Origin of the sequence: Prochlorococcus marinus str. NATL2A, assembly GCF_000012465.1 — a bacterium.
Lineage (GTDB): Bacteria > Cyanobacteriota > Cyanobacteriia > PCC-6307 > Cyanobiaceae > Prochlorococcus_B > Prochlorococcus_B marinus_B.
This window is the reverse complement of record NC_007335.2, coordinates 787,592-814,007: the sequence shown is the minus strand read 5'-3', so window position 1 is coordinate 814,007 and position 26,416 is coordinate 787,592. Positions and strand designations below refer to the sequence as shown.

Genomic DNA, 26,416 nt, shown 5'->3' with positions numbered 1-26,416 from the left:
AGGAATTGAGAGAAAAACTACTTACCAATAAATTAAATATAGAAAAAAATTTTAAAGGGATCAGATTTTTAATAGGAAGCGGTTTTGCATTTAGCCTTATGACTGTTTGTGTGAAGGCGATTGGGGGAAGGATCCCTATTTCAGAACTTGTATTTGCACGAGCTACAATAAGTATAATAATAACAAGATTTTACTTATATAAAAATAACATTAACCCTTGGGGATATCAGAAAAGATTATTAATTATAAGGGGTTTACTAGGAACAGTTGCACTATTTTGTATTTTCAAAGCTCTTACAATATTACCTATTGCAACAGCAACAGTAATACAATACATTTATCCAACTTTTACAGTGATATGTGCTTACATAATTTTAAAGGAATTTATATTAAGTAGAATAGTATATTCAATCATTATTGGTTGGATAGGAATTGTTTTAGTTAGTCAGCCTGAATTCACCGGCAACAGTAATATTCAAGAGACAATATTAGCAATAATCATTGCAATATTTGGTGCACTGATGACATCATTGGCATATATATGTGTAAGGAAGCTTTCTTCCAAAGAACACCCTCTTGTAATTATTTACTACTTCCCTTTGGTCTCTATCCCCTTATCTATTCCTTTTATTATTAATGATTTTGTATTACCTTCTGGTACAGATTGGTTCTGGATAATAGGTATTGGTATTTTTACACAGATTGGACAACTCTGTATAACAGAGGGGTTAAGACTACTACCAGCTGGCCAAGCAACTTCACTAAATTATTCACAAGTTATATTTGCAAGTATATGGGGAGTATTGATATTTCAAGAAAAAATAACAAGTTCAATATACTTAGGTGGATTTTGCGTTCTTATTTCTACTATTATTAGTATGAGTGCATCCAAGAGAACACAATCAAAAATATGAATTGTAAATCTTTAATTTTTTCAATAGTTTTTATTTGCAGTGGATCAACATCGATTCTTGCAGATGAATATCAGCGAGGCTACTCTTCTAGTAAAACTTGCACGAGAAACGAATATAGAGAAGAATATATTCCGGGGACAAGAAAAGATCCTGGATATGTCAAAAAATGGGAGGAAACAGTTGAAGTTCCTTGCCCAGGTGCTGGATCAACATTCGATAACAATGAATTTGATAACAATGATTGCTCTGAAGGCAAAATTGCAGGAGGAATTTTAGGCGCTGGCTTCGCTACAGCAATATCCAGAGGAAAAGATCGTTGGTGGGCAATTCCTGCTGGTTTGGTAGGAGGGTCAATGGTTGGATGTCAGATTGATGGTGGTTGAGAATATTTTATATTTTCAGAAATTTAATCAAAATAAATAATGATTAGCTGGTTAAAAGGCGAAAAAGTTCATACTTGGAAAATATCCTCAAGAAAAGGAGTCGTTCTAAATGTTGGTGGTGTTGGCTATGAAATACAACTATTACCAAAACAAATAGATAAAGCTGAAGTTTTAAATGAGTTTGAATTATGGATTCATCAAATAGATCGTGAAGATGGCACAAGTTTATATGGTTTTATAGAGGTTAATCAAAGAGATCTATTTCGAGAAATAATCAGTGTAAATGGAATAGGCCCCCAAATAGGTATGGCTATGTTAGAGGAATTTGAAGTTCCTCAATTAGTTAATGCAATAGAAAATAAAGAATCTAATTTATTAACAAAAACCCAAGGCATAGGTAAAAGAATAGCAGAGAGATTAATAGTTGAGCTAAGAAATAAACTTCAAAGATTTACAGATAATGATAAAACAATTCATGAAAACAAAAATGACATAGAGGCTAATCAATTCTCCAAATATATTGATGAAATATATTTAATTCTAAATTCACTTGGCTATGTAGATAATGAAATAAAAGAATCAATTAAAATAATCACAATCAATGAAAAAGAAAATTCTTTGTTATTGAATTCATCATCTGCAGAAGAAAAAGCAGATCTAATGGATAAACATCTCAAAGAGATTCTTATGAAATTAAGTGAAAAGAGTACTTGATAGAAGGCTAGGGATTAAATTAGAATTCCTCAATAAGAAAAGCTAAACAAATGTCACTTGGCACAGAAGAGAAACAAAATCTAATCAACACACATCAAGTACATCCAACTGATACTGGCTCAGCAGAAGTTCAAGTTGCGATGCTTACCACAAGGATCTCAAAATTAAGCACACATCTTCAAGGCAATATCCATGATTTCTCCTCAAGACAAGGATTGCTCAAAATGATTGGGCAGAGAAAAAGACTTTTAGGTTATGTACGTTCTAAAAGTGAAAAAAGATATACAGAGCTCATTGAAAAATTAGCTATTAGAGGATAATGGCTGGTACTAGATTGCTAGAAGCTAATGAAAGGTTCAAAGAAAAACAAAAAGGACCAACCTAAAGAAGTAAAAATAGGATTATCCAGCAATAACTCGACTCCAAAAATAGTTTCAAAGAAATCTTCAAAAAGTAGTAGCAAGAAATCAGGAATACCAAGCTATGTTGCAAATAGAATGGCAAGAAGAATAGCTTTTACGACAGGCATTCCAACCCTAAGTGGCATGGGAGTATTTATTGGAAGTTATTTTTTAATAAGCAAAGGTATTGCTGAAATATCTCCAACAGTCACTCTTGTAAGTTCAGCGCTTTGTTTCCTTATAGGTTTATTAGGATTAAGTTATGGAATACTCTCAGCTAGTTGGGATTTAAATACTGGAAGTTTTCTTGGTTTTGAAAACATAAAGCCAAACATCAATAGGATGAAAGATGCATTCAAAACAAGTCAAAAAGATATTTCAAGTTGAAAATAAGTTTAAATTACAAGGCTTTTACTTGATCTTGCAATAAATGAATCCTTAGATAGTGCCTCCAAAGCCAGGTCAGCATCCTTAACGCAAAATTGATCGCCCAACCTTACATACCTAGTATTAGTGTTGTCCTTTAGACATGCTACTACTGGGATACGTACACCTAATTCATTTCTGTTAGGTCTGTTTTTAGAAAGGCATTCTCTTAATTTATGCTGAATATTGATATCTGTAGCTTGATCAGGACGAAGATCAATCAAGAGAAATCTTAAGTCATCAATTTCACGACAATCATCAATAAGCAATTGAACAGTTTCATCTCTCCTGTCTACGCTGCCCCATATCAATAACCTCGTTTCAACCATCAAATGATCTGATAATCGTTCATAGCTTTTTGGGAAAACAACAGCTTCACAAGAACCAGTTAAATCCTCTAGTTGAATAATTGCCATCCTGTCACCTTTTCTAGTTGTGACTTCTCTCATTTCTGGAATCATTGCAATAACACTAACCTTTGACTTATCTTTTTGATCTTCTAAAGAACTAAGGCTAATAGGAGCAATCAATTTTGCTGGTTCTGAAAGTTGCTTCAAAGGATGATCAGATAGATAGAATCCAACATGCTCTTTTTCTAATTTAAGTTTGTCTGAAGGAAGATACTCTTGGACTTCTTTCGCCTTTGGAGCTGATGAATAATCATCAGTCGGTGATGATTCATTATTTGTGGAATTAGATAAATCGAAGAGATTACCTTGACCGCTCGTTCTATCTTTTGCTCTAGAAGAAGCCCATTCAATAGTTAAATCCAAATCAGCAATAAGCTGAGCGCGATTTGCATTTTTTTCAAGACAATCAAGCGCTCCACTATGTATCAACGCCTCAAGTCCTCTTCGGTTAACGGAACCAAGTGAAATTCGATCACAGAATTGTGCTAAAGAAGTAAATTGGCCATCTTCATCTCTAGAGGTGATAATTTTTCTAATTGCACCATCACCTAAATTTTTGACAGCCGAAAAACCAAAAAGAATTGAATTATCTTTTGGAGTGAAATCAACACCAGAGGTATTGATATTTGGAGGCATTACGTTTATGCCCATTGAATTACAGTTAGAAATATATCTTTGAATCTTGTCAGCCGATCCAGCATTAACGGTAAGCAATGCCGCCATATAAGCGACAGGATAATGTGCTTTTAAATAAGCAGTCTGATAAGTAACCGCTCCATAAGCAGTTGAATGACTTTTGTTAAAGCAGTATTCAGCAAATAAAACCATTTGATCGAATAACTGTTCAGCGATGACATTTGTGACACCATTTTTAACAGCTCCATCAACAAAGATCGCTCTATGGCGCTGCATCTCGGATACTTTTTTCTTACCCATTGCCCTTCTCAATAAATCTGCTTGCCCAAGCGAATATCCTGCTAAATCCTGTGCAATCTTCATGATCTGCTCTTGATAAACCATGATTCCATAAGTCTCACTTAAAATTGGCTCAAGTGATTGATGTTGAAAATCAATACTCTCCTTCCCATGTTTTCTATTTATAAATTTAGGAATCAATCCTGCATCAAGAGGGCCTGGACGATAAAGAGCAAGAATTGAAGAAATATCCTCAAGAGATGAAGGCTTTAGATCTTTTACTATTTGTCTCATTCCACTAGATTCAAGTTGGAAAATTCCTTCTAAATCACCCCTAGAAAGAAGTTCGAATGTTTTTTCATCAGTGAAAGGCAAAGAATCAGGATCTAATCTCTTACCAATTGATTTCTCAACTAAATCAATTGTCTTTTCGATCATTGTAAGATTTCTAAGTCCTAAAAAGTCCATCTTCAAAAGACCAAGTGATTCAATATCTTCCATAAAATATTGAGTAATTATTTGTCCATCATTGTTTCTTTGAAGAGGAACTAAATTGTCAAGTGAATTAGCAGCAATAACTACACCTGCTGCATGAACACCAAAAGTCTTATTTGTCCCTTCTATCCTCATTGCCATATCAACCCATTTCTTTACTTTTGAATCATTATTGTATTTTTCATAGAAATCTTTATTTGGCGATTCTTTTGAAATCATAGCTGCCAATTTTGCAGGCTTTCCCCTCACAACTGGAATTAATTTCGCTAAGCGGTCTGCATCTCCATAGGGAATATCAAGTACACGAGCAACATCTTTCAAAACAGCCTTAGATGTCATTCTGTTAAATGTAATTATCTGTGCAACTTTATCTTCACCATACTTTTTAGTTACATAGTCTATAACTTCGCCACGTCTTTCAATACAAAAATCAGTATCAATATCAGGCATTGACTTTCTCTCAGGATTGAGAAATCTTTCAAATAACAAACCATTTTCTACTGGGTCAATATTAGTTATATGAAGAGAAAAAGCGACTAAAGAGCCAGCTGCTGAACCTCTACCAGGGCCTACAGGAATATTTTGCTCTCTTGCAAATCTTATATAATCCCATACAACAAGGAAATATGTAGGAAAGCCCATTTGTTCTATTACTTTTAACTCATAATCAAGTCTTTCTTTATATGTGATTGGAAGATTTTCAAATTTAGAAATATCTAAAATTTCTAGTAAACCTTTGATAGTTATCTCTTTAAGATATTCAATTGGTTGATAACCATCAGGTATAGGAAAATTTGGCATCTTATAAGTGCCTAATATCTTATATTCTTCAACTTTGTTTGATAGTTTAACTGTATTTTCTATTGCACTATTTATGACATTTTTGTCTAAATGATCAGTAAATAAACTTCTCATTTCATCCTCAGATTTAATATATTCAGTCCCTGTATATCTCAATCTTTTGTGATCACTTATTAACTTTCCAGTCAAAACACAAATCAATGCATCATGTGCTTCAATATCATTCTTTGATAAATAATGTGCATCATTGGTAGCAATAATTTTAATATCAAGTTCTTCGGATATTTTGACTATTTCACTATTAACAATTCTATCCTCAATTGATCCATGGTCTTGAATTTCAAGATAAAAATCATCACCCAAAACTTCTTTATACCAAGCTGCTACTTCTCTAGCAACGTCATTTCTTCCTTTTAAAATCGCTTGTGGAATTTCACCACCTAAGCAAGCTGTTGAACATATCAACCCCTCGCTATATTTTTTAAATAAATACTTATCTATACATGGTCTTGAAAATATACCTCTTCCCCTAACACCGTTTAAATGACTAAGCGTAGTTAACTTTACTAAATTTTCATAACCAATCTGGTTTTTCGCTACAACAACAAGATGATATCTTTTTTCTTTTTTGGGCTGAGGGTCATCAATTGAACCATTGATAACATACATCTCATTCCCAATAATTGGCTTTATATTCGCAGCCTTACATAACTTCAATAATTCAATCGCTCCATACATTACTCCATGATCAGTAAGAGCTAGAGCTGGCATCCCCAATTCCTTTGCCCTTTGAACCATTAAAGGGAGCTGACTTGCTCCATCAAGAAGGCTGTAGTCACTATGATTATGAATGGGAACAAAAGCCATTAATATTCCACGGAACTACACTGCATATAGTGTAGCGATAATTATATTCTCCACATGAAGTGGTTCAAACTTTATAACGTGAAATCTGTTTTAGGCCTATTCTTATAAACCTCAGCAGCTTTCTCAAATTGATTAGCTACTTGAAAAAGCTTCCCTTCTTCAAAAACATTTCCTATTAGCTGCAACCCTATAGGCAAACCGTATTTATCAAAACCACACGGCAGGCTGATTGCAGGCAATCCAGCCAAATTTGCTGGAATAGTTAATAGATCCGATAGATACATCGCCATTGGATTATCAATATTATCTCCAGAACCAAAAGCAGTAGTAGGTGCTGTTGGCGCTAACAAAACATCTACTTTTTTAAAAGCATCATCAAAATCTCTACGTATCAAAGTTCGAACTTGCTGGGCTTTTTTGTAGTAAGCATCAACATAACCAGCGGATAGAGCATAAGTTCCAATAAGAATTCTTCTTTTAACTTCACTTCCAAAACCAAGTGCTCGACTTTTGGAGGTCATCTCTATAAGAGATTGTTCATCTTCAGCGCGGAATCCATATTTGACTCCGTCATATCTAGCTAAATTCGCTGAAGCTTCAGATGGGGCAATAACGTAATAAGTAGCAATTCCATCATTGAAACGAGGACAAGAAATATTAACAATTTCTGCGCCTAAGTTTTCTAGCAGCGAGGCAGAGCTAAGAACAGATTCTTTAACATCAGTGGCTAAACCTTCATGATCAAAGCAGTTATCAATTAAACCTATTTTCATTCCCTTAATTGACTTAGAAAGAGTCTCTAAATAATTGGGAACGGGAATATCAACAGTAGTTGAATCCAATTCATCCTTGCCAGATATAACTTGCAAAATCTCAGCTGCATCAGAAACATTATTCGCAAATGGACCAACCTGATCTAAAGAACTAGCAAAAGCTATTAACCCCCATCGACTTACTCGACCATAAGTTGGCTTCATGCCAACAACGCCACAAAAAGAAGCAGGTTGTCGGATTGACCCGCCAGTATCAGAACCCAGAGATCCATAACATAATCCGGCAGCAACAGAAGCTGCGCTACCACCAGAGCTGCCTCCTGGAACTTTTGTAATGTTCCATGGATTCAAAGTAGGACCAAATGCAGAGGTTTCTGTAGAGCTCCCCATAGCAAATTCATCCATATTTGTCTTGCCAATCATTATTGCTCCTGCGTTCAAAAGCTTTTTTGTAACTGTTGACTCGTATGGGGGGACAAAGTTGTCCAAAATCTTGCTTGCGCAAGTTGTCTTAATTCCTTTTGTACAAAGATTGTCTTTTATAGCAATGGGTATCCCTGACAAAGGCGGTAAATGATCGCCAGAAGCGATTTGTTTATCGATATGCTCTGCTTTGCTTAGAGCTAGCTCAGTATTAACAATTAAAAAGGAATTCAGAGTTGGATCTAATTCATTTATTCGGTTTATTTTTTCTTGAACAAGTTCTTTGGAAGAAACCTCACCACTTTTTAATTTCTGGCGTAAGTCTTCAAAAGTCATTATTAGATTATAAAAAAAATATTTTTAAGCTTATGACGTTAAAGGCTCATTACGGCGACACCTAATTAAACTATGATTAATTTTCTTGGGTGACTCTGCAGAAAGATCATCTATAAAACCATTTAATCTGACTTTCAAGCTACGGCGAGTGAGAAAAGGACCAAACCAATAAGTCACCTCAGGTTGAATTGTCTCAACCTTGGCCCACCAGGCCAAGCCAAAACTATTACCTAAGCTTCGAAGAGCCCTAATGGGACCCATAAGTAAACTGCATTTAATTTATTATACTTTCTTAACGAGATGTTTATCAAATAAAAAAGGAATATTATGTTCACTTGATGATGAAACATATATTTGAAGTCATGAAAAGTTGAGTATAAAAAGCTGTGCCTGAAGTAATTAATAGTATAATTTAATTATGAAGTTTTTAAAATTCTAAAAAAACTATAAAAAATATACGCATCTTTTAAAGGTTAAATTAAAGAGATTAGTTAATCTTTTCAGATGAAATCTGAGGTTTCAATAATCTAGGAGAAGGGTCTTGTCCAGAGATTGAGCGCATCCATTTGGATCTAGCAACTTCATATAAGAAAATAGACGTAGCAACTGATGCATTTAGGCTTGTAGTGACTCCCTTGAGAGGAATTCTTACTAACTGATCACATAATCTTCTAGTTATTAGAGAAATTCCTTTATCTTCAGAGCCAACTACTACTACTAAAGGACCTTGAAATTTGATTTCAGATAAAGTAGATGATCCCTCCTCAGCGAGGCCAACAACGGTATAACCTTCATCTTTCAATTTCTCCAAAGACCTATTTAAATTAACAACTCTTGCTACAGGCAAATGTTCCAGAGCTCCAGCGGCAACTTTTGCTACGGATCCTGTTAATCCTGCACTTCGTCTTTGTGGAAGGATTAATCCTTGAGCACCGAGGGCTTCGGCAGATCGAATTATTGCCCCAAGATTCTGAGGATCAGTTAAGCCATCTAAAGCTAAGAGCAATGATGAATCACCAAAAGCTTTGCAAGCATCTATTAAATTCTTCAAGTCAAGTGTTTTTGATGCGGCAATTTGTAAAACTATTCCTTGATGGACTGCACCATTTGTGAGCTGGCCAAGCCTTGACCATGAAACTTCTTCAACTAAGACCCCAGAAGCTTTTTGATCTTTGAGAAGTTGAAAAAACTTTGGTGTACTGCGTAATTCGGAGGTACACCAAATCCTGTGAATTGCCCTGCCGCCAACAAGGGCTGCCTCAGTTGAATGGCGGCCCCAAATCAGATCATCACTTAATGTTTTGCTAAAGCTTTCAGAATATGAAAGAGGTTCATTATTTTCTTCTCTTTTATAACTGCTAGCTCCCTGAGAATTTTTATTTCTGTACGCAGGGTTGGTCGATTTCCTCTCGAATCGATTAGATCCTCTGTAATTGTTTGTTTCCTGAGAGTCTTGATTTCTATACGAAGAGTTGGTCGATTTCCTCTCGAATCGATTAGATCCTCTGTAGTTGGAATTAGCCTCGTTACTACTTCTTGATCGATCAGAAAATTCTTTACCTAATGAATATTGATTTACTTGATCAGAAGAATGACGATTTATTTTGTTATTGGTTCTTCTTCTATCATTAAAGTTTGACTTTTTGGAGTCATTATCTTGACGAGAATAATTACTACTTCGTTTATTAGATGAAGAGTTTTTTGAATTCCTTGTGTCTTTATTGAAGCGATAACTCATTTTATAAGAAATATTTTCTAGTTAATGGGTCGATCAAGAAGATCGAATAAATCAGCAAGCCGATTTGGATTTTTCAAAAACAACCAACCAACAATAGTCTCAAATCCGGTAGCAATTGCATATGTGGCAGCATCTACATTTTTAGGACCTCTTCCAGCTTTGTTTCTACCTTTTCTAAGAAAGTCCTTTTCAGTATCTGTAAGAAAAGGCTCTAATTTCGTGATTGCCTTCGCTTGACTGGATGCATTTACCTCCCTTACAACTGCATTATGAAGATCCTTCGAGCGCATTGGGCTACTGCAATATCTCAACCTTTGATGCATTTCCCAAACAGCATCACCTAACCAGGCTAATTGCAAAGGGCCCAATCCATCGGGAGAAATGGTTGATTTGTAAGAGCGAATCCAATCCGTCAAGCTGATAATTTACCAATTGCGGTACTTAGATCAGGTGCCAGATGAAGGTATTCCTCCAAGCGAACAAGTTTAATTGTCTGAGTTACTCTAGGATTTCCTACAACATTAAATGATCTTTTTGACTCAGTACATTTCTTAGCGGCCTGAACCATTGCACCTAAGCCACAAGAATCAATGAAATCGATATTAGATAAATCAATTACAACTGATAGCTGATTAGAAGCTAAAACTTCATTGATATATGTTGTGAATTGTTTCTCTGAATAAGCATCTAGTTGACCAGTGAAATTAATCACTAAACAACCATTTTGCTGTTTAGAACCACCTCTAAGAGAAACTGTAAGTCGTTGTAATTCAGTTATGGGATTAGTCCCCTATGACTTCATGATGGAAGTGTAGTGATAGAAACCAAATTAATCCACGATTCTTCGTCGTTCTTCTATTAAGGTTACGAAATGATTAAAATGATGATCAGCATCATGAGGACCAGGGCTCGCTTCGGGGTGATATTGAACACCAAAGAAAGGCCTATCAATAACAGAAATAGCAGCAACTGTTTGGTCGTTTAAATTTAATCTGGTGATTTTTATTTTCTCGGAATTTAAAGATTCTGAATTCAAAGCAAATCCATGGTTTTGACTAGTAATTTCAACTTTTCCGTTCAATCCACATGGATGATTTAGTCCTCTATGTCCATAAGAAAGTTTAAAAGTTTTACCACCTAAAGCCAATCCAAGGATTTGATGGCCTAAGCAGATTCCAAAAACAGGTAGTTTTTTATATTCAATTAAATCTTTAGCAAGATTAATACCACTATGGACGGTGGAAGGATCACCAGGACCATTGGAAAGAAAAACACCTTCAGGGGATAAAGCTAATACATCGGTCATTTCAGCACTTGCAGGCAAGACAGTTACTTCACAACCATGGGCAACTAGTCGATCCAATATCGATTGCTTTATCCCAAAATCTATAGCAACAACTTTGTATGGAATTGTTTGAGTATTTTTAATTCTCATATCAAATGCAACAGGACAACTTGAATTAGCATTAAAAGCTCTTTTTGTTGTTACTTTATCGACAAGATTAAGACCACTCATTGAAGGAGATTTTTTTAAAAGTGAAAATAATTCAGCGATTGAATATTTTGACTCTGATGAAATAATTCCATTCAAAGAACCTGACTCTCTTATATGCCTAACAAGTGATCTTGTATCTATTCCATGAATTCCAACAACTTTTTCATCGTTTAACCAATTTTCAAACGAAATTTCATGTCTCCAGTTACTGGGAGTTTTGGATATTTGACGAGCTATCACACCTTTAACTGAGGGATGCGATGATTCATTATCCTCATAATTTACTCCAGTATTTCCAATCTCTGGATAGGTAAACGTAATAAGTTGACCATAATAACTTGGATCAGTAATGACCTCCTGATAACCTGTCATACCTGTATTAAATACGACTTCACCAGAAATAGTTCCAACCGCACCAAAAGATAATCCTTCAAAATATGTCCCATCCTCTAATAACAAAATTGCAGAGCTATCAGTATCAAAAAACATAAGGAATAGGGTTTATCAGTTTGAAAGAATTAAGTGGCTAAAAAGTCTCTTAATTGCTCGAAAAGGAGCCATGATTTATCTGTATCCAAACAATCTAATGCTCGTTTGACACCTGAAGATAAATCATCCTCAGTTCCTGATACCCATAAAACCAGAGCAGTATTTAATGCTATGACTTCTTTGTGATATTGATTTCCTTCTCCATTAAGTAAAGACTTTAAGATATGAGAATTAGTTTTCAAACCATCACCTTTTAAGGATTCATTAGAGATTTGAGTAAGTCCAAGATCACCAGGGCTAATAATTTCAGATCTAATAACATCTTTATCTAAGAACCTAAATTGATTAGCACCAGCAAGTGAAGCCTCATCAAGGCCTCCTGCTCCATGAACCACAACAGCTCTTTTAAGTCCCATTCCTTTTAAAGCTACTGACATTGGATCAAGCAAATCAGCTTTGGCTACTCCCAATACTTGAGACTTTGGTCTAAGTGGGTTAACCAATGGACCCAGTAAATTGAAGATAGTTCTGACTCCTAAGCTTTTTCTTAAAGGAGCAAGATTTACCAATGAAGGATGCCAAGAAGGAGCAAAAAGAAATGTAATACCTAACTTCTTTAAAGCTTCAACAACTTTCCCGGAGGAAACATTTAAAGGTAATCCTAAATTTTCTAATACGTCAGCTGATCCAACCTTGCCACTTGCACTTCGATTTCCATGTTTAGCAATTTTCACCCCTAAAGCCGCTGATACGAAGGCAACTCCTGTAGAAATATTAAAAGTGTTCGCTCCATCTCCGCCAGTTCCACATGTATCAACCAAATCAAAAGATGGTAGATCTGATGGAGTCGTTGAGGCATCTTGAAGAATTTTTGCCATTGCCGAAAGTTCATCACCAGAAACACCCTTTGCTCTAAATGCTGCTAGAAATGCCCCCGTTTGAACTGGTTCAATTTTATTATCGAGCCATGAATTCATTAAATAATTAGATTGCTCTTCAGTTAAATCATTGGAAGCAAGAAGTGATTCAAGAATTACTGGAAAAGTTATAGGATTTAAAATGGTCATTTATTAGAAAAATGCCTGAGTGTTAAGCGTTCCAAGAACAATATTTTTTATAACTTAATCATTAATATATCAACTATGGAAGTTGTTTAAATAAAAAAATAATTTCCTAACATTAAGCTTGACTGGAATCTGACGTATCAAATCCAGAACCGACGTTATCGGAACTTGAATGACTTGCAGGCCGAAATCCCTCCGACCAAAGTTTCCTTGTTATTGCCTCTAATTTGTCACGATTAATGCTCCATTTTTTTAATAGTTTTTCCATATCTGAATTAAGATCTTCAGCACCTCTGAAATCCTGATATCGAATCATTAATCTAGCTAATTCAACAAAATTATTTGAGGTAGGAGAATCTATCGCGCATAGTCGGTCAAGATTTTCACGATCTGTTGAATAAAGCGGATGATTTTGTGGCTCGTTCATAAATTAGTTAATTTGAATTTTGCTCACGTCCATGGGCTTATATTGCCTAGGTTAATGGGCATATTAATAAAAGAATGGCTGCATTAAGACTAGATCTAATAAAAAACTATTTGAGACCACACAAGAGGGAACTAATAATAGGTGCTTTCTGTCTGATTTTTGTAAATATTCTAAGCGTTGCTATTCCTATGGAAGTGAGAAATATAGTTGATGATCTAAAAGAAGGATTTACATTTTCATACGTCTTAAATAAGTCGACATGGTTAATACTCATGGCGACAGTAATGGGGGGAGCAAGATTGATATCTCGGCAACTCGTGTTTGGGGTTGGCAGACAAGTAGAAGTTTCATTGAGACAAAAATTATTTGATCGAATGCTGGAACAGGATCCCGGCTGGGTTCAAACAATAGGGACTGGAGAAGTCATAACAAGAGCAACTAGCGATTTGGAAAACATTCGAAGATTGCTTGGTTTTACGGTTCTTAGTCTTACAAACACATTATTGGCATACACCTTCACATTGCCAGCAATGCTGACAATTAATCCGCTTTTAACCTTTTTTGCTATTTCCGTCTATCCAGTTTTATTTGGCACCGTTGGATTGTTCGGAGGAAGAATGGTTAAACAAAGAAAGAGGCAACAACAAGCTTTATCCGAACTAAGTGAACTAATTCAAGAAGATCTATCTGGCATTAGTGCCATTAAGATTTATGGTCAAGAACGAGCTGAGCAAGAAGCTTTCAAGAAATTAAATATCAGATACAGAGACGCTGCTATTAACCTTGCAAGAACTGCAAGTACTTTATTTCCACTACTTCAAGGTTTATCCTCAATTTCATTGCTTCTACTTATTGCAATTGGTAGTGGGCAACTAAGCAGTGGAACTCTTACGGTTGGAGGCTTAGTAGCTTTAATTCTTTATGTAGAAAGACTAGTTTTCCCTACAGCCTTATTAGGTTTTACACTTAATACTTTTCAATTGGGTCAAGTAAGTTTAGAGAGAGTAGAAGAACTTCTTAATCATGAACCTACAATCAAAGATAAAGATAATACTGTAAATATAACTAAACCTATTTCAGGAAAATTAGAAGCAAAAAATCTTTCAGTAAGTTATGAAGATTCACCAAGGAAAATACTAGATGAAATTTCATTCAAAATAACCCCCGGAGAAATAGTCGCCTTAGTAGGACCTGTAGGGTGCGGTAAAACAACCTTGGCAAGAGCTTTAGGAAGGATAATAAAAATTGATGAAGGATGTTTGTATTTAGACGATAATGATGTCATGAACCTAAAACTGAATCAGTTAAGAAGCAATATCGCTTTAGTACCTCAAGAGGGATATCTTTTTACAGAAACACTTTCAGAAAACATTAAATACGGGAATCCAGAAGCGTCCACAGAGAAAGTCCAAGAATCAGCCTATGAAGCGAGAATGACAGATGACATAAAAGGTTTTCCTGATGGACTTAAAACACTTGTCGGTGAAAGAGGAATAACTCTAAGCGGTGGACAAAGACAACGAACTGCTTTAAGTCGAGCTTTATTAGTAGATTCAAAGATAATTGTTCTTGATGATGCCTTAGCAAGTGTGGACAATAAAACCGCGTCAGCAATACTTCAAACAATAAAAAAACAATATAGTAAAACAGTATTAATGATTAGTCATCAACTTTCAGCTGCTGCTGCGTGTGATCGAATATTGGTAATGAATGATGGAAAAATTGTACAAGAGGGAACTCATCAATTCTTAATTAAGAAAGATGGTTTGTATAAAAGCATGTGGGAGAGAGAAAAAGCCAAAGAACAAATTCAATCAGATGATTAATCATTACTTATTAACTTTTTTTAATCAATTCGATCTGAATTAGATATAAGCTAAAAAAACAATTATTTTAATTGAGATAATTAAGAAATTATGAGCGCACTAACAAAATATAAACTTATATGCGACCTTGCATTTGGTGATATTTACATTCAAATACTTGCATGGATGGGTGTAATTTTTGTAAGTCTTGCTGCAGGTCTTGCATTAATGGGCTCATCAAGACCAATTTTTGCTCTTTTAGGTGTTGGTTTAATACTTGTATTAAGCCTCCCTTTCTTATTATTTGCATTTGTTACTACACTAATAAATCATATAAGAATAGAAACTATAAATTAAAGTTATGATTAAAAAGATAATTAAATATTTAACCCTAATAATTGATAAGCTATATTCTGTTAAAAGTATAGAAAAAACAAATAAGAAATTGCAACATACAATATTAAAAAATGATCTTACAGCAAAGCTAAAAGATAATGAGCAAGAAATACTTTTTGGATGTGGCTGCTTTTGGGGTGCAGAGAAAGGCTTCTGGAGGCTTCCAGGAGTCATAACAACTTCAGTAGGTTATGCAGGAGGCGAGAAGGAAAATCCAAACTACAGGGAGGTATGTTCTGGACTAACAGGTCATACCGAAGTCGTGAGAGTTGTTTGGAATAACAATGAAATTGATCTAAGCGATCTACTAAAATTATTTTGGGAATGCCATGACCCAACACAAGGCAATCGTCAGGGAAACGATAGTGGAAGCCAATATAGATCAGCGATTTATACGACAAGCAAAGAGCAGCTAAGTAAAGCGATAGAAAGCAAAAATAGCTATCAAATAGAACTAAAAAATAATGGCTTTGGCATTATTACTACAGAGATTGAGAATGATATTAAATTTTATTTTGCAGAGGACTATCACCAACAATATTTAGCAAAGCCTGGTAGCAGACCATATTGCTCTGCGATGCCAACAAAGGTAACATTTAAAAATTTTAGTGGGGCAAACTTTAAACTAAATGAAAAAATTTGGTCTAACTATAATTGGGACATAACGCATTGTATTCTTAGAGGAGAGAACACACCTATTGAATCTAATTTATAATGAATGATCAATTACCAGATAGAACTGTTTTGCTAATAATATTAGCTACTTTGTTGTTAGTATTCTTTTTAGTGTTTAGTTTTAAATCTGATAAAATTGAACAAGAGAAAACAATTCAATGGATGGATAGTTCATTAAATACTGAATTAGCTTATCCAAGTTAGAGAAAAAATATATTTTTTACTTGGATTTTACTTTTTATAAAATATGAGAAATAATAAATTAGAGAAAAATCTGGAAAGAGCTCGAATAAACTTATACAATATTCTTGCTATTTTAATTGTAATTATTCCAGAATTATTTGCTGAATTAATCTACTCAATCGAAGTTTCACAACATAAAGCTACATTGCCAAAGGAGGGAGAGGCTTGGAATAAAGATATTGAATTAAAACTCTCAAAGATGAATATTTACGAGTTAAGATTAATGGCTAAAAGACTATCTATTAATGGATATTCTAATGAAGATAGGAATTCACTCATCAGACGAATAAATAGAAAGTCTAAGAAAAGGATTAAATGGAAATCATTAAAAATTTCAACTATCCGCAAGCCCTTGTGATAATTTAAAAATGCGGGACGTAGCGCAGCTTGGTAGCGCACCACTTTGGGGTAGTGGGGGTCGTGGGTTCAAATCCCGCCGTTCCGATAAAATTGAATACGTGACTAATCAGAGTCCTTTACTAAAGATTGGATTAATTTTGTTGTACTAATCAGAACTGCTAAAAAAACGAATATAGTTAAAAAAATAATTAACGCAAAGAGTAATGGTGGTATATCGATCTCCCCAAAAGAAACAATGAATAAATCAGGTAAATAACTCATTAAAAACAAATAAATCTCATAAAGCAATACTAAACCAAAGAATCTAGAAAAATAATATTTATAAAGTTGTCAATATAAATATGCCAAAAGCTAAACGATAATAAACAAAAACCAAAGTATTATTTTTAGATAGGAACTTAAGAAACAAATCAATAGCAAATATTGAAGAAAAGAAAGATGAAATGATACCAATAATTATAGGTATAATATCAATAACTGATAACACTCTAAATAAAGAAAATAATTCTACAAGTCCTGAGATTGAAACAGCTGGAATACCAACTAGAAAAGAAAGTCTAGCTGCCGTTTTTCTTTCAATACCTGAAAACAAAGCAGAGGTTAGAGTTATACCAGATCTAGAAACTCCGGGGAATAAAGCCAAAGATTGAGCAAGGCCCAATTTTATAACATCATTTAAATTAATGTCCACAAACAACTTATTTCTTTTACCATAAATTTCCGAAAGAGCTAGCAATAGTGCCATAACAATAGAAGTGATCGCTATGGAAAATAAACCTCTGAGATTCGAATCAGAATAGTTGGGCCAATATAATTTAATAAGTAAGCCAAAAACTAATATTGGAATACTAGCTACAAAGATATAGAGGAATAGTCTAGAATTTTCATCTTTGAAACCTTTAGAAGGATTAAAAGATGAGAAGAAAGAATTAATAATTAAACTAATATGATTACGAAAATAATAAATAATAGCTACTGCGCTTCCTAATTGTATAGAAGCGGAAAAAGACACCCCAAGATCATTCCAACCAAAAAGGTAAGGTACAACTTTTAAATGGGCCGTACTACTAATTGGAAGAAATTCAGTAAAGCCTTGAATAATACCTAAGAAAATTGATTTAAAGCAAATAAATAGATACCGACTAATATCTTCAGGCATATTTAGAAGATAATAAAAACACAATTCGCTAAATATATAGAAATTTTCAATTAGTATATATATGATTTCAAAAATAAAAATAAATCATGCGAAAAAAAATTATATTCTCATTTATTATTGCCCTAACCTCCTTAGCGGGAATTCAAGAAAAGGCTAAAGCAGATTACTGGTTAGTAATAGGTAGCTATAGACAGGGACCTGGAGGTAAACCACAAGTAAGTGGCATCACAAGTCCATCATTATTTGCTATTCCAATTGGGACGAAAAAGATGTGTATAGAAGCTGGGAAAACAATTGAAGATGAAATCTATAAGCCTGTCTGGCAATTTGATAGCAAATGGACATGCATCAAAAATTCAAGCAATTAAAAGATACTTATATATTTAGCAAAAGGTCGATTGGAGAAACTATCACCTCTGAACATCATGAGCACAACCATCTCCCTCATAGTCATCGCTATTGTAATATCCATTCTTAGTGCCAAAAAATACTGTTGACACAACAAAAGGGAATGCAGCAAAAATCAAAAAACTAGATAAATTCAAATCAGACTAAATTTATAATATTTACACTAATCTAACAATGAAATTAAATCTATGGAAGCAAGATTATGTATAAATCATTAATATATTTAATCAAAGAATAGTAAGGATTAGGTAAACCGACTTAGAACAGGATCTACAGCAAACTCAATAATAAAATAAGTCAATAAAATCCAAGAAAAAATAAAGAATACAAATAAACTTGGTCCCTTGAGAAATGGCTGAAAATAATTATTCGACCCATCTCCTTCTAGAAGAGTTCTGCATTCTTTTACTTGTGAATTCGCAAGTCGATAATAATCTGATCCAGGTAATCTGTTATCAACATATATTTTCCTGATATTTTTAATAAGCGGTTCAGGGTTATCAGTATTTAGAAATGCTACCAATTCTCCAGGTCTTAAATTAATTCTTGTTCGTTCAAGGTTGTCTGTAAAACCAATATTGAATAAATCACCATTCTGAATCAAATATACATATGAAGCCATTTTATAGGCATGGGAGGATTAATATTTAATAATGATAGAGTGTAAATAGAAAAAAAGATAAAAGTTTAACAAAAGATAAAATAAATAATAAGACGTATTATTTTTAATTGGTTTGAAGAGTGTCAAAAATAGTATTTACTAGTCTTTAGAAAATTAATCCTACGATCTTGATTAATTCCAACTGTCGTATCTGAATTAATAAATGATAACGATTGCTGTGGAATAGAGGTTTGAATCATTCGAATAAAATTACTTAGATTATTTCCTTTTAGACCCGAACCTTTCAACTTAATCATTTCTCCTTCTTGCTGTGATTTCCACAGAATTGTATTATTAAATTGAGAAGACTTAAGATGCCAAATCTTTTCAAATTTTTTCCAAATATGACTATATTCAAAGAGTGATTCTTGAATCAAAATTCGATAATCTTTTTCACTCTGACTCAATGACAAATTAAATTCGTCCGCAGCCATGGAATCTATTTTCGATAAATCAGAAACAGCTTCACAGCCTACGAACCAACCCTCCAAAATTAAAACTCTAGGTTGTGAATCACACCATCCTGATCTATCTCCTTTCCCATCTCTTAATGACTTATCAAAAGTCGGACTATTCAACACACCAGTTTTTAAGAAAACGTCTAATGATTGATTCAATAAATCTAAAGAATGACTCCCTGGAAAACCTCGAGGAACATTCCATGGATTACCAGTCATTGCAACGTCCATTTCATGGCCAGGCAAATAAAAATCATCCAAAGATATAACCTTAATATCTAAAGATAGTTCTCTAGCTACACTATCAATCCAAAGTCCAAGAGTAGATTTTCCAGATCCAGGAAGTCCTGAAAAACCAATTATTATTGGTTTATTAAAAGTATTTATATAATTTTCTAAAAGAGAAAAAATTGGAAGTGCTAACGACCATTTCCAATCTGATTTTTGAGTTGGTTTCCAATATTTATCAATAATTGATTGAAGATGAACATCAGACCATTTTTGATAAAAGAGTGAAGGGTTAATAGACAAGCCTTCAAGAAATAGACGATAACTATCAAGAGAAAAAAGGAAATCGTCCCTTATATCCTTTGGGAAAATATGATTAAAATCATTATTAATATCTTTATCTTTCATCAATCCTTAAAATCTTTAATAATATCCTGAACACTATTTGCCCACCCTTCTGCGTGAGGGGCATTTGCTAATCTAAAAGAGCCATTATCAATACCATTCTGTAAGTACTTATTTGGGCCATTTTTACCAGGAATAACGATAGATATATCGGCATATTCAAGTAAAGGAAGATCATTTTGCGAATCCCCAAGTGCAATAATCTTTACATCATTGTTCTGTAGATATACCTTTAATTTATTAACAGCTTTACCTTTATGACTTTCACTGGAGAGTAAATGACTCATTCTATTTCCTTTGAAAACATGCACATTATAAAAATCACAAATAGACTTTACATTCTCAAAAATATCATCAGGAGGATTTAAGAAAGGAACGCTCCAGCACCTATCAAGAGCTCTAGTAATACCTTGATCAGATAATCCTGTAAGTTCATATATTTGATTTTTGCTTAAATCATTTAATGGGGTTAAGTGGTAGTTAACTTTTTTAGAGATATTAAATAATATAGTTTTTAATTCAAAATAACTTTTTCCTAAGATCAATTCCCATTCAGACGAATTTTGTTCATAACCCCCATAAACAGCTGCTCCATTTTCGACAATAAAAGGATCTGTCAATGCATTCTCTTTTCTAAAATATCTAACTTCAGAAGCAGTTTTACTAGTACAAGGTATTACAGGAATATTCAATTCTGCCAATATTTTCAAGGTTTTTTTGGCAGGAGTTATATCGTAATCTTCGTCCATTAAAGTGCCATCAAGATCTGTAACTATCCAATATTTAGAATTATTTTTCATAAGACTAATCATCTAATGTAAGCCAAACGACTTGATAAGGATTAAGTTTAAAAGTATCAGTATTGAAATAAGAACCTGTAATATTATCTAGTAAACGTTTCTCAGGGGTTAATTCTAATGAATTAATTTGATTTAATGGAGAAATACATAAGAAATTACTAGACATATTACAAATAACATAGACACTATCTTCATCCAAGCCTCTTTGAAGAATTATACAATTAGCTATATTCGTAGAGATACATTTCATACTCGCCTCCGGATGAAAAGCTTTAAGTCTTGACCTGACTTTAACTATATGAGTGAGGTATGAAATATTTTTACTAGCGGGAGAATCAAAGTTCTTAAGTACATCAAGTAATTGGTTAGCTTCAAATTTTTCTCGATTTAAATCTCTTCTTTGCCCTGTTTTCCTAAAAGAATCTATATCATTCGGAGAAGCTAATACAGATGGAAGATAAAAAGCTGGAACACCTTTTATGGATAAAGTAAAAAGCTGACTTAATAAAAAACGCTCAAATTGAAATACCGTATTATCGGAGCCTTCGTTTGACATCGCACTCCACCAACTAATGTTTAATTCATAAGGTTGATCATCTCCATTTGACAAGCGACGATGACTAACTAATCCTCCTCGTTTCTCTGATTCAACCAAGAGATTATGTATTCTCTGATCGTCCATAATGCCTTCTAGTGCTCGTAATCCAATACCATCGTGTGAAGAAGTGAAGTTGAGCAAAGAAGTGTGCCTTGGCAACTCTTTCCACGTTGACAACCAACTCTTCAATAAATCTGTTTTACCGGTATAAATAGCTTCTAATAATAAAGGAGGTAGAGTAAAGTTATAAGCAAGATTAGCTTCATTTCCTTCAATCAAATAAGAAAGGTTTTCTTTCTCTGGAACATTAGTCTCGGTAATTAATACTGCCGAAGGTTTTATAATCTTCAAACATTTATTTAACAGCTTAACTATTGAGTGTACTGGGTCTAAATGTAAACAAGTAGTATGCGGCTCCTTCCAAATAAATGCAATTGCATCAAGTCGAATCCAGTCAGCTCCATTAGTTATGTATCTAACCAATAATTTCAAAAACTCTAAAAAGATATTTGGATTCCTCCAATCAACATCAATCTGATCTGGTCCAAAGGTTGTCCAAACACTCTTAAAGCCTTGTTTAGTATTGATATTGGTAAAGAGTGATGTATTTCTGGGCCTTATCACATTTTCCCAAACATTAGTCTCAGAAGGAGAAACAATGTAAGACGGACCTGAATCCTCTGATTTTATAAATTGATGAACCCATGGATGAGAAGAAGAGACATGATTTAAAACTAGATCTGCCATTATTTTATGCTTACCAGATAAATCCTTTAAATCATTCCAATTCCCAAAGGAATCATCGATTTTTTCATGATTAGAAACAGCGAATCCTCCATCACTTGTAGAAGGAAGAAATGGTAAAACATGTATGACTGATGAAAGGCCACCTAATCTATTTTTTACGAATTCAGTTAATGTTTTTAAAGTTGATTCATCCTTCCTATAAATTGAATCAGGGTAAGTAATCAAAACAACACTTGAAGAATCCCAAATTGATTCGATCTCTAATTCATCTTTGCCCTTGTTAACACAAAATGGATCAAGAATCTGCAACAATTGCGACCACACTGAATTGATTTCTTGTTCAGAGTGCCCAGGATAAATTTCTCTGAGAGATAATCTCAGCTCATCTAATTCACTATCCAACTCAGACACTCTTTAAAGAAAAACGATCATCTCTACCTCATCGTAGCTCCCACCTTGAATCTGTAAAACTTTTTTCTTGAATGGACTTTCAGCAGGGTTTAATCACAACTATTCATGAGTACGGATTAGCAAAAGATCCAGTATCTCAATTAAATAAAGAGCTATTAAAACGGCCAACATCAATACTTATTCCATGCCTATTCGATGAGTTCAGTAGGCCAGCATTAAAACTTATAAGAAGCACTTTAAAAGAATTAAGAAATTTAAATCAACTAGTCATAGCCTTATCTGCAAGTAATAAAGAGGATGTGGCTAAGGCTAGGGATTTCTTTAAAGAAATGCCATATCCAGTCCACGTCCAATGGACTAATAGTCCGGCGGTTATTGAATTGCTAAAAGACCAAGAGAAGAATGGATTAGATCTCTTAGGTGTTCCAGGAAAAGGATGGGCAGTATGGCAAGGAGTGGGTGTGGCAACAAAAAGCTCAGAAGTAGTAGCACTTTTCGATGCTGATATAAGAACATTCAACTCCAATTATCCAGCAAGAATGTTGGGACCTTTATTAGAAAAGTCAAATGGGATTTCTTATGTAAAAGCTTTTTACAGCCGCCTATCTCTTGAGACAAATGCTCTTCAAGGTAGAGCTACACGATTATTTGTAGGACCACTTCTATCAAGCTTGGAACAATTGATAGGTAATGCGCCATTCCTCCAATATTTACAGTCTTTTAGATATCCATTAGCTGGAGAATTTGCTTTTACTACTGACTTAGCAATGAATTTAAGAATCCCATGCGACTGGGGATTAGAGATAGGGCTACTCTCTGAGGTTTATAAAAACGTAAGGATATCAAGAATCGCACAAGTGGATCTCGGTATTTTCGACCACAAACACAAAGAAATTGGTTCAAAGCCTAATGAAGGCCTCCAAAAAATGTCTACAGAAATTCTTTCAAGTGTTTTAAGAGGGTTAATGGAACATGAAGCAAGAACACTTACGAGTTCTCAATTAGCAAACTTGGAGGTTTTATATAGAAGAGCAGGAGAAGATAGAGTTAAACAATTTAGTTTAGATTCCTCAGTTAATCAATTGCCTTACAGTAGACATAAAGAAGAACTAGCAGTTCATACTTTTGGAAAACTATTAAGGCCTGCCATCAATAAATTCCTTGAATCACCTGTAAAGCAGCAATTACCATGTTGGGCAAGAGTTCTAGATTGTGAGATTAAATTACAAGATGATTTAGAAAAAGCAGGCAGCTCATAAAAAACCTTTAACTAGTAATGAAATTCCTACAGAAAAAGAGACTAATTCAAAAACAACTTTGATAAACTTGGTCCCTTTAATTATTGAGAACTTAGCTCCTAAGTATCCACCTAAAAGAGAACCTAAAATCAATACGGGTATATAGTCCCAAATAATATTCCCAGTCATTCCTAAGGAGAAAGCTCCTATACCATTCCAAAAGATTCCAACAAAAATCAAAGTGTAAGCAACAGCAACAGAAAAGGATAAGTCAAATAAAATTATCATCCAAATCGTCACAAATAATCCAGTACCAGAGGATAGATAGCCATTAAGGAAACCAATAATAAAAAGACCAAATGAGCCAATAAGAATCCTTAACTTATTAATTGATAATTTTTGATTTGAACTTCCAAGATTTTTCTGCTTTATTGAGTAAAAACTAAGAAATAAAGTCAATAATCCTAATAAGGTAGTAGAAAAACTACTAGGCAATATGGAGGAAGTATAGGCACCTAACAAAACACCTGGTATCCCAGAAATTAATATCAAAAAAGCATAGTTTATCTTTAAGCTGCGTCGTTTTAGATGAGGAATGGAAGCACCTAAGCCTAGTGCAACGCTTGCAACTTTATGAGTTGCCAATGCTTTAGAAAACGGTAATCCTAAAAACAAAAGGGCTGGGAGTTGTATTAGCCCAGCACCTCCACCAGATAAAGCAGAAATAAAATTAGAAAAAAAAGATATAATTCCCAAAATAATATGAGAAAAAATATCATTATTTAACATATAAATTAAACTGGATTTTTTTAAAAAATATATTAATTATAAATGAATCTAGATATTCTTAATCATTTCCCTTCTTATAAGATCAATGCAATTTGGATGCTCATGAATGTATCTATTAAATTCCATTGCAAGTAATCTCGCTTCATATGCATCACAGGCATAAAAGCAATTCTCAAGACGTTGGTTATCACAGTTCCTATAATGAACTGTGTAAGGCCTTAAACTTGAAAGTGGGATTTTAAATTGAGTTTGATTCATTTTCAATTTATATTCCTATTTCAGTTATGCATCGATTTGAAAAAATTATCTACGGATGTCTTGTAACCAATATAAATTATGAATTATTTAAAATTTAAGTATTGAATTAAACTTCTATTCATAAAATATTAATTAAATTAGTAGAGATTTTTCACATGCCCAATTTATCTGAAATAGATCTTGGATCAGCTCTTTTATCAACTGTTATCTTAGTCGGATTCATAGCTACGGCATTTGCCTTTATAAAGCTAACCATAATTGGAATAAACTATGTAAAGGCGAATTATTTAAAACAAAAGGAAGAAGAAAAAGAAGAAAAGAAACTCAAAGGTTTTTAAATTCAGAAAATTAAGCGAAAACAGAAGATATGCTTCCAACACATAATGAAATTATTAGTAGATCGATAGTTAATTCACTGATTCGTAAAATATGTTAATTTAGTCAAATCTAAAGTTAATCATAATGGAAGTAAATCCGCTAATACCAATTGGGGAAATGATAGAAGTAGATAAGTCGAAAATTGAAAATCTACTGCCAGACAAATTATTGGATAACTTACCAAAAATTATAAGTGGAGAAATTGTTGATTATAAAATGACAGATGGTATGGGTATTGGATATGTATTAATGACTAAAAATAATCTTAAGATATGGATTTTTGACACCGAGTTAAAAGAACAAACAAAAAGAGAATATAGGATTGAAGATACGAAAAAATACTATAACCCGAAAAACAATGACCTTATATTAGGAAAATATACAGTTGCTTATGAATTAAATGGGAACAGGAAAGTTAAGACGATAGCAAATCCAATAAATCTTATTAAATGGATAATATTCACACTGAAAGATATTTTCTAAATTATTATTCAACTGGCCGTTTCATGATAAGAAATAACATCTTTCCAATTTTTAATGTTTCAGAAAGTTCCCAACTATCAAGTCCCTTTTTATTTAGAAATTTACTTAGTTGAATAGCAGGATGCTCAGAGCCTTCATTTTCCTGATATTGCTCCGGAAATTGATCTTTTAGAAAATCTGGACTTAGTGAACCCTTAAGTTTTTCACTTGCGGCCTCAGGATTGCTTGATTCTTCGCTTTTACTTGACGAATTGTCTACATTGAGATGGATTACTTGGTACTCCCACTTCATAAATATGATTTAAGGTAATATGTATTATACATAATTCAATTATAAGTAATATTGATGTATTCAGATTTCAAAAAAGTAAAGAATCAGTAATTGAATCCAAAAAATATTAAAATGTATAAAAGTGAATTTAAATCATCGTGGAAGGATTTGACCCAGCTATAAATTATGGTCCAAATGATGCAGGTATATCAGCACTAACAATAGTTTTAGGAATTATTGGTCTTATTGCTATTTCATGGCTATTTGGGAAAATATATGAACAATTAGCTAAATTGTTTGAAGGCAATAAAAAGAATGAATCTTAAATAAAAATATTAAAGTTATTTATATCTATAAATTAAAAATATTTGAAAGTAATTTATTTGGACTAAATTAATAACTCTATAAAGTTGTGAATTATTACGAACTAAAACAACAAAACTATCTTAAATGTAGTATTTTGAATACTAATTATTTATCTTTACTTATGCTCGCATCATTGATGGTTCATGATTGGGCGACTCCATTAAATCTATCCGCTCCAATTGCCGGTATTCTTACTATAGGCGGCTTT

The 26,416-nt window shown here is 33.6% G+C and carries 33 protein-coding genes and 1 tRNA gene; 16 read left to right on the top strand and 18 right to left on the bottom strand.

Annotated features, from left to right (window positions below; all coding sequences use genetic code 11):
* Nucleotides 1-5: 5 nt before the first annotated feature.
* The 5 genes from PMN2A_RS04285 to PMN2A_RS04265 are packed head-to-tail and all read left to right on the top strand — an operon-like array spanning nt 6 to nt 2,799.
* A complete protein-coding gene (locus tag PMN2A_RS04285; RefSeq protein WP_011293804.1) occupies nt 6-914 on the top strand; it encodes a DMT family transporter in 909 nt (302 codons plus the stop codon).
* The gene (locus PMN2A_RS04280; RefSeq protein WP_011293803.1) at nt 911-1,297 is read left to right on the top strand and encodes a cAMP phosphodiesterase; all 387 of its coding nucleotides are present in this window, start codon (nt 911-913) and stop codon (nt 1,295-1,297) included. Before PMN2A_RS04285 ends, PMN2A_RS04280 begins: the two co-directional genes overlap by 4 nt.
* A gap of 39 nt (nt 1,298-1,336) precedes the next feature.
* The gene (gene ruvA, locus PMN2A_RS04275) at nt 1,337-2,011 is read left to right on the top strand and encodes a Holliday junction branch migration protein RuvA (RefSeq protein ID WP_011293802.1); all 675 of its coding nucleotides are present in this window, start codon (nt 1,337-1,339) and stop codon (nt 2,009-2,011) included.
* 50 nt (nt 2,012-2,061) lie between these two features.
* A complete protein-coding gene (rpsO, locus tag PMN2A_RS04270) occupies nt 2,062-2,331 on the top strand; it encodes a 30S ribosomal protein S15 (protein ID WP_011293801.1) in 270 nt (89 codons plus the stop codon).
* 27 nt (nt 2,332-2,358) lie between these two features.
* Nucleotides 2,359-2,799 carry a PAM68 family protein gene (locus PMN2A_RS04265; RefSeq protein WP_011293800.1) on the top strand — a complete coding sequence of 147 codons (441 nt, stop codon included), beginning with the start codon at nt 2,359-2,361 and terminating at the stop codon, nt 2,797-2,799.
* An 8-nt stretch (nt 2,800-2,807) separates the two neighbouring features.
* On the opposite strand, the gene PMN2A_RS04260 is transcribed toward PMN2A_RS04265, so the two are convergent.
* The 9 genes from PMN2A_RS04260 to PMN2A_RS04220 all read right to left on the bottom strand — a co-directional run bounded on the left by PMN2A_RS04260 (nt 2,808) and on the right by PMN2A_RS04220 (nt 13,071).
* Nucleotides 2,808-6,326 carry a DNA polymerase III subunit alpha gene (locus PMN2A_RS04260; protein WP_011293799.1) on the bottom strand — a complete coding sequence of 1,173 codons (3,519 nt, stop codon included), beginning with the start codon at nt 6,324-6,326 and terminating at the stop codon, nt 2,808-2,810.
* A gap of 71 nt (nt 6,327-6,397) precedes the next feature.
* On the bottom strand, nt 6,398-7,858 hold the full coding sequence (gatA, locus tag PMN2A_RS04255; RefSeq protein WP_011293798.1) for an Asp-tRNA(Asn)/Glu-tRNA(Gln) amidotransferase subunit GatA: 1,461 nt from the start codon (nt 7,856-7,858) through the stop codon (nt 6,398-6,400).
* 30 nt (nt 7,859-7,888) lie between these two features.
* Nucleotides 7,889-8,119: a DUF1816 domain-containing protein gene (locus tag PMN2A_RS04250; RefSeq protein WP_011293797.1), complete on the bottom strand. Its 231-nt coding sequence runs from the start codon at nt 8,117-8,119 to the stop codon at nt 7,889-7,891.
* Nucleotides 8,120-8,345: 226 nt separating this feature from the next.
* Nucleotides 8,346-9,596: a 23S rRNA (guanosine(2251)-2'-O)-methyltransferase RlmB gene (gene rlmB, locus PMN2A_RS04245; RefSeq protein WP_011293796.1), complete on the bottom strand. Its 1,251-nt coding sequence runs from the start codon at nt 9,594-9,596 to the stop codon at nt 8,346-8,348.
* 17 nt (nt 9,597-9,613) lie between these two features.
* Complete coding sequence (locus PMN2A_RS04240; protein WP_011293795.1) at nt 9,614-10,012, bottom strand: Mini-ribonuclease 3; 399 nt, start codon at nt 10,010-10,012, stop codon at nt 9,614-9,616.
* Complete coding sequence (locus tag PMN2A_RS04235) at nt 10,009-10,374, bottom strand: STAS domain-containing protein (protein ID WP_071813624.1); 366 nt, start codon at nt 10,372-10,374, stop codon at nt 10,009-10,011. The genes PMN2A_RS04240 and PMN2A_RS04235 overlap by 4 nt, the downstream gene beginning before the upstream one ends.
* Nucleotides 10,375-10,425: 51 nt before the next feature.
* On the bottom strand, nt 10,426-11,580 hold the full coding sequence (carA, locus tag PMN2A_RS04230) for a glutamine-hydrolyzing carbamoyl-phosphate synthase small subunit (RefSeq protein WP_011293793.1): 1,155 nt from the start codon (nt 11,578-11,580) through the stop codon (nt 10,426-10,428).
* Between the two features lie 29 nt (nt 11,581-11,609).
* On the bottom strand, nt 11,610-12,647 hold the full coding sequence (gene trpD / locus PMN2A_RS04225; protein WP_011293792.1) for an anthranilate phosphoribosyltransferase: 1,038 nt from the start codon (nt 12,645-12,647) through the stop codon (nt 11,610-11,612).
* A 112-nt stretch (nt 12,648-12,759) separates the two neighbouring features.
* Entirely contained in the window at nt 12,760-13,071 is a 312-nt protein-coding gene (locus tag PMN2A_RS04220; protein WP_011293791.1) for a DUF3288 family protein, read from the bottom strand.
* A 74-nt stretch (nt 13,072-13,145) separates the two neighbouring features.
* Between PMN2A_RS04220 and PMN2A_RS04215 the strand changes: the two genes are divergently transcribed.
* The 6 genes from PMN2A_RS04215 (at nt 13,146) to PMN2A_RS04195 (ending at nt 16,635) form a co-directional block, all read left to right on the top strand.
* Nucleotides 13,146-14,897, top strand: coding sequence for an ABC transporter ATP-binding protein (locus tag PMN2A_RS04215; protein WP_011293790.1), 1,752 nt, complete (start codon nt 13,146-13,148; stop codon nt 14,895-14,897).
* 90 nt (nt 14,898-14,987) lie between these two features.
* Complete coding sequence (locus PMN2A_RS04210) at nt 14,988-15,233, top strand: hypothetical protein (protein WP_011293789.1); 246 nt, start codon at nt 14,988-14,990, stop codon at nt 15,231-15,233.
* Nucleotides 15,234-15,237: 4 nt separating this feature from the next.
* On the top strand, nt 15,238-15,987 hold the full coding sequence (gene msrA / locus PMN2A_RS04205) for a peptide-methionine (S)-S-oxide reductase MsrA (protein WP_011293788.1): 750 nt from the start codon (nt 15,238-15,240) through the stop codon (nt 15,985-15,987).
* Nucleotides 15,987-16,151 carry a hypothetical protein gene (locus PMN2A_RS10465; protein WP_011295178.1) on the top strand — a complete coding sequence of 55 codons (165 nt, stop codon included), beginning with the start codon at nt 15,987-15,989 and terminating at the stop codon, nt 16,149-16,151. Before msrA ends, PMN2A_RS10465 begins: the two co-directional genes overlap by 1 nt.
* 43 nt (nt 16,152-16,194) lie before the next feature.
* Nucleotides 16,195-16,548, top strand: a complete 354-nt coding sequence (locus PMN2A_RS04200) for a hypothetical protein (protein WP_011293787.1) — start codon at nt 16,195-16,197, stop codon at nt 16,546-16,548.
* Between the two features lie 13 nt (nt 16,549-16,561).
* A tRNA-Pro gene (locus tag PMN2A_RS04195) sits at nt 16,562-16,635 on the top strand.
* Between the two features lie 234 nt (nt 16,636-16,869).
* Here the strand turns inward: PMN2A_RS04195 and PMN2A_RS04190 are convergent.
* Nucleotides 16,870-17,709 carry an undecaprenyl-diphosphate phosphatase gene (locus PMN2A_RS04190; RefSeq protein WP_011293786.1) on the bottom strand — a complete coding sequence of 280 codons (840 nt, stop codon included), beginning with the start codon at nt 17,707-17,709 and terminating at the stop codon, nt 16,870-16,872.
* A gap of 86 nt (nt 17,710-17,795) precedes the next feature.
* Here PMN2A_RS04190 and PMN2A_RS04185 point away from each other — a divergent pair, with 86 nt between their 5' ends.
* Nucleotides 17,796-18,077: a hypothetical protein gene (locus tag PMN2A_RS04185; RefSeq protein WP_011293785.1), complete on the top strand. Its 282-nt coding sequence runs from the start codon at nt 17,796-17,798 to the stop codon at nt 18,075-18,077.
* Nucleotides 18,078-18,119: 42 nt separating this feature from the next.
* Here the strand turns inward: PMN2A_RS04185 and PMN2A_RS10980 are convergent, their stop codons facing one another.
* From PMN2A_RS10980 to PMN2A_RS04165, 5 genes are all read right to left on the bottom strand, one after another.
* The gene (locus PMN2A_RS10980; protein ID WP_011293784.1) at nt 18,120-18,254 is read right to left on the bottom strand and encodes a hypothetical protein; all 135 of its coding nucleotides are present in this window, start codon (nt 18,252-18,254) and stop codon (nt 18,120-18,122) included.
* A gap of 107 nt (nt 18,255-18,361) precedes the next feature.
* Complete coding sequence (locus PMN2A_RS04180; protein WP_011293783.1) at nt 18,362-18,739, bottom strand: GIY-YIG nuclease family protein; 378 nt, start codon at nt 18,737-18,739, stop codon at nt 18,362-18,364.
* A gap of 122 nt (nt 18,740-18,861) precedes the next feature.
* Complete coding sequence (locus PMN2A_RS04175) at nt 18,862-19,872, bottom strand: uridine kinase (RefSeq protein WP_011293782.1); 1,011 nt, start codon at nt 19,870-19,872, stop codon at nt 18,862-18,864.
* Nucleotides 19,872-20,669, bottom strand: a complete 798-nt coding sequence (gene yedP / locus PMN2A_RS04170) for a mannosyl-3-phosphoglycerate phosphatase-related protein YedP (RefSeq protein WP_041711173.1) — start codon at nt 20,667-20,669, stop codon at nt 19,872-19,874. Before yedP ends, PMN2A_RS04175 begins: the two co-directional genes overlap by 1 nt.
* Before the next feature lie 4 nt (nt 20,670-20,673).
* Complete coding sequence (locus tag PMN2A_RS04165; RefSeq protein WP_011293780.1) at nt 20,674-22,425, bottom strand: sugar phosphorylase; 1,752 nt, start codon at nt 22,423-22,425, stop codon at nt 20,674-20,676.
* 71 nt (nt 22,426-22,496) lie between these two features.
* Between PMN2A_RS04165 and PMN2A_RS04160 the strand changes: the two genes are divergently transcribed.
* Entirely contained in the window at nt 22,497-23,684 is a 1,188-nt protein-coding gene (locus PMN2A_RS04160) for a glycosyl transferase (protein WP_011293779.1), read from the top strand.
* Here the strand turns inward: PMN2A_RS04160 and PMN2A_RS04155 are convergent.
* Together PMN2A_RS04155 and PMN2A_RS04150 are read right to left on the bottom strand one after the other, a co-directional pair.
* Nucleotides 23,679-24,452 (bottom strand): sulfite exporter TauE/SafE family protein, encoded by a 774-nt coding sequence (locus tag PMN2A_RS04155; RefSeq protein ID WP_011293778.1) that lies wholly within the window; start codon nt 24,450-24,452, stop codon nt 23,679-23,681. The two genes, PMN2A_RS04160 and PMN2A_RS04155, sit on opposite strands and share 6 nt — an antisense overlap.
* A 48-nt stretch (nt 24,453-24,500) precedes the next feature.
* Nucleotides 24,501-24,710, bottom strand: coding sequence for a hypothetical protein (locus PMN2A_RS04150; RefSeq protein WP_011293777.1), 210 nt, complete (start codon nt 24,708-24,710; stop codon nt 24,501-24,503).
* A 155-nt stretch (nt 24,711-24,865) separates the two neighbouring features.
* On the opposite strand from PMN2A_RS04150, the gene PMN2A_RS04145 reads away from it, so the two are divergent.
* Both PMN2A_RS04145 and PMN2A_RS04140 read left to right on the top strand, forming a co-directional pair.
* Nucleotides 24,866-25,048: a hypothetical protein gene (locus PMN2A_RS04145; protein WP_011295174.1), complete on the top strand. Its 183-nt coding sequence runs from the start codon at nt 24,866-24,868 to the stop codon at nt 25,046-25,048.
* Between the two features lie 124 nt (nt 25,049-25,172).
* Nucleotides 25,173-25,571, top strand: coding sequence for a DUF2862 domain-containing protein (locus PMN2A_RS04140; protein WP_011293776.1), 399 nt, complete (start codon nt 25,173-25,175; stop codon nt 25,569-25,571).
* Nucleotides 25,572-25,575: 4 nt separating this feature from the next.
* On the opposite strand, the gene PMN2A_RS04135 is transcribed toward PMN2A_RS04140, so the two are convergent.
* Nucleotides 25,576-25,863, bottom strand: a complete 288-nt coding sequence (locus PMN2A_RS04135) for a hypothetical protein (protein ID WP_011293775.1) — start codon at nt 25,861-25,863, stop codon at nt 25,576-25,578.
* A 137-nt stretch (nt 25,864-26,000) separates the two neighbouring features.
* Between PMN2A_RS04135 and PMN2A_RS10460 the strand changes: the two genes are divergently transcribed.
* Nucleotides 26,001-26,168: a hypothetical protein gene (locus PMN2A_RS10460; RefSeq protein WP_011293774.1), complete on the top strand. Its 168-nt coding sequence runs from the start codon at nt 26,001-26,003 to the stop codon at nt 26,166-26,168.
* Nucleotides 26,169-26,416 lie beyond the last annotated feature (248 nt).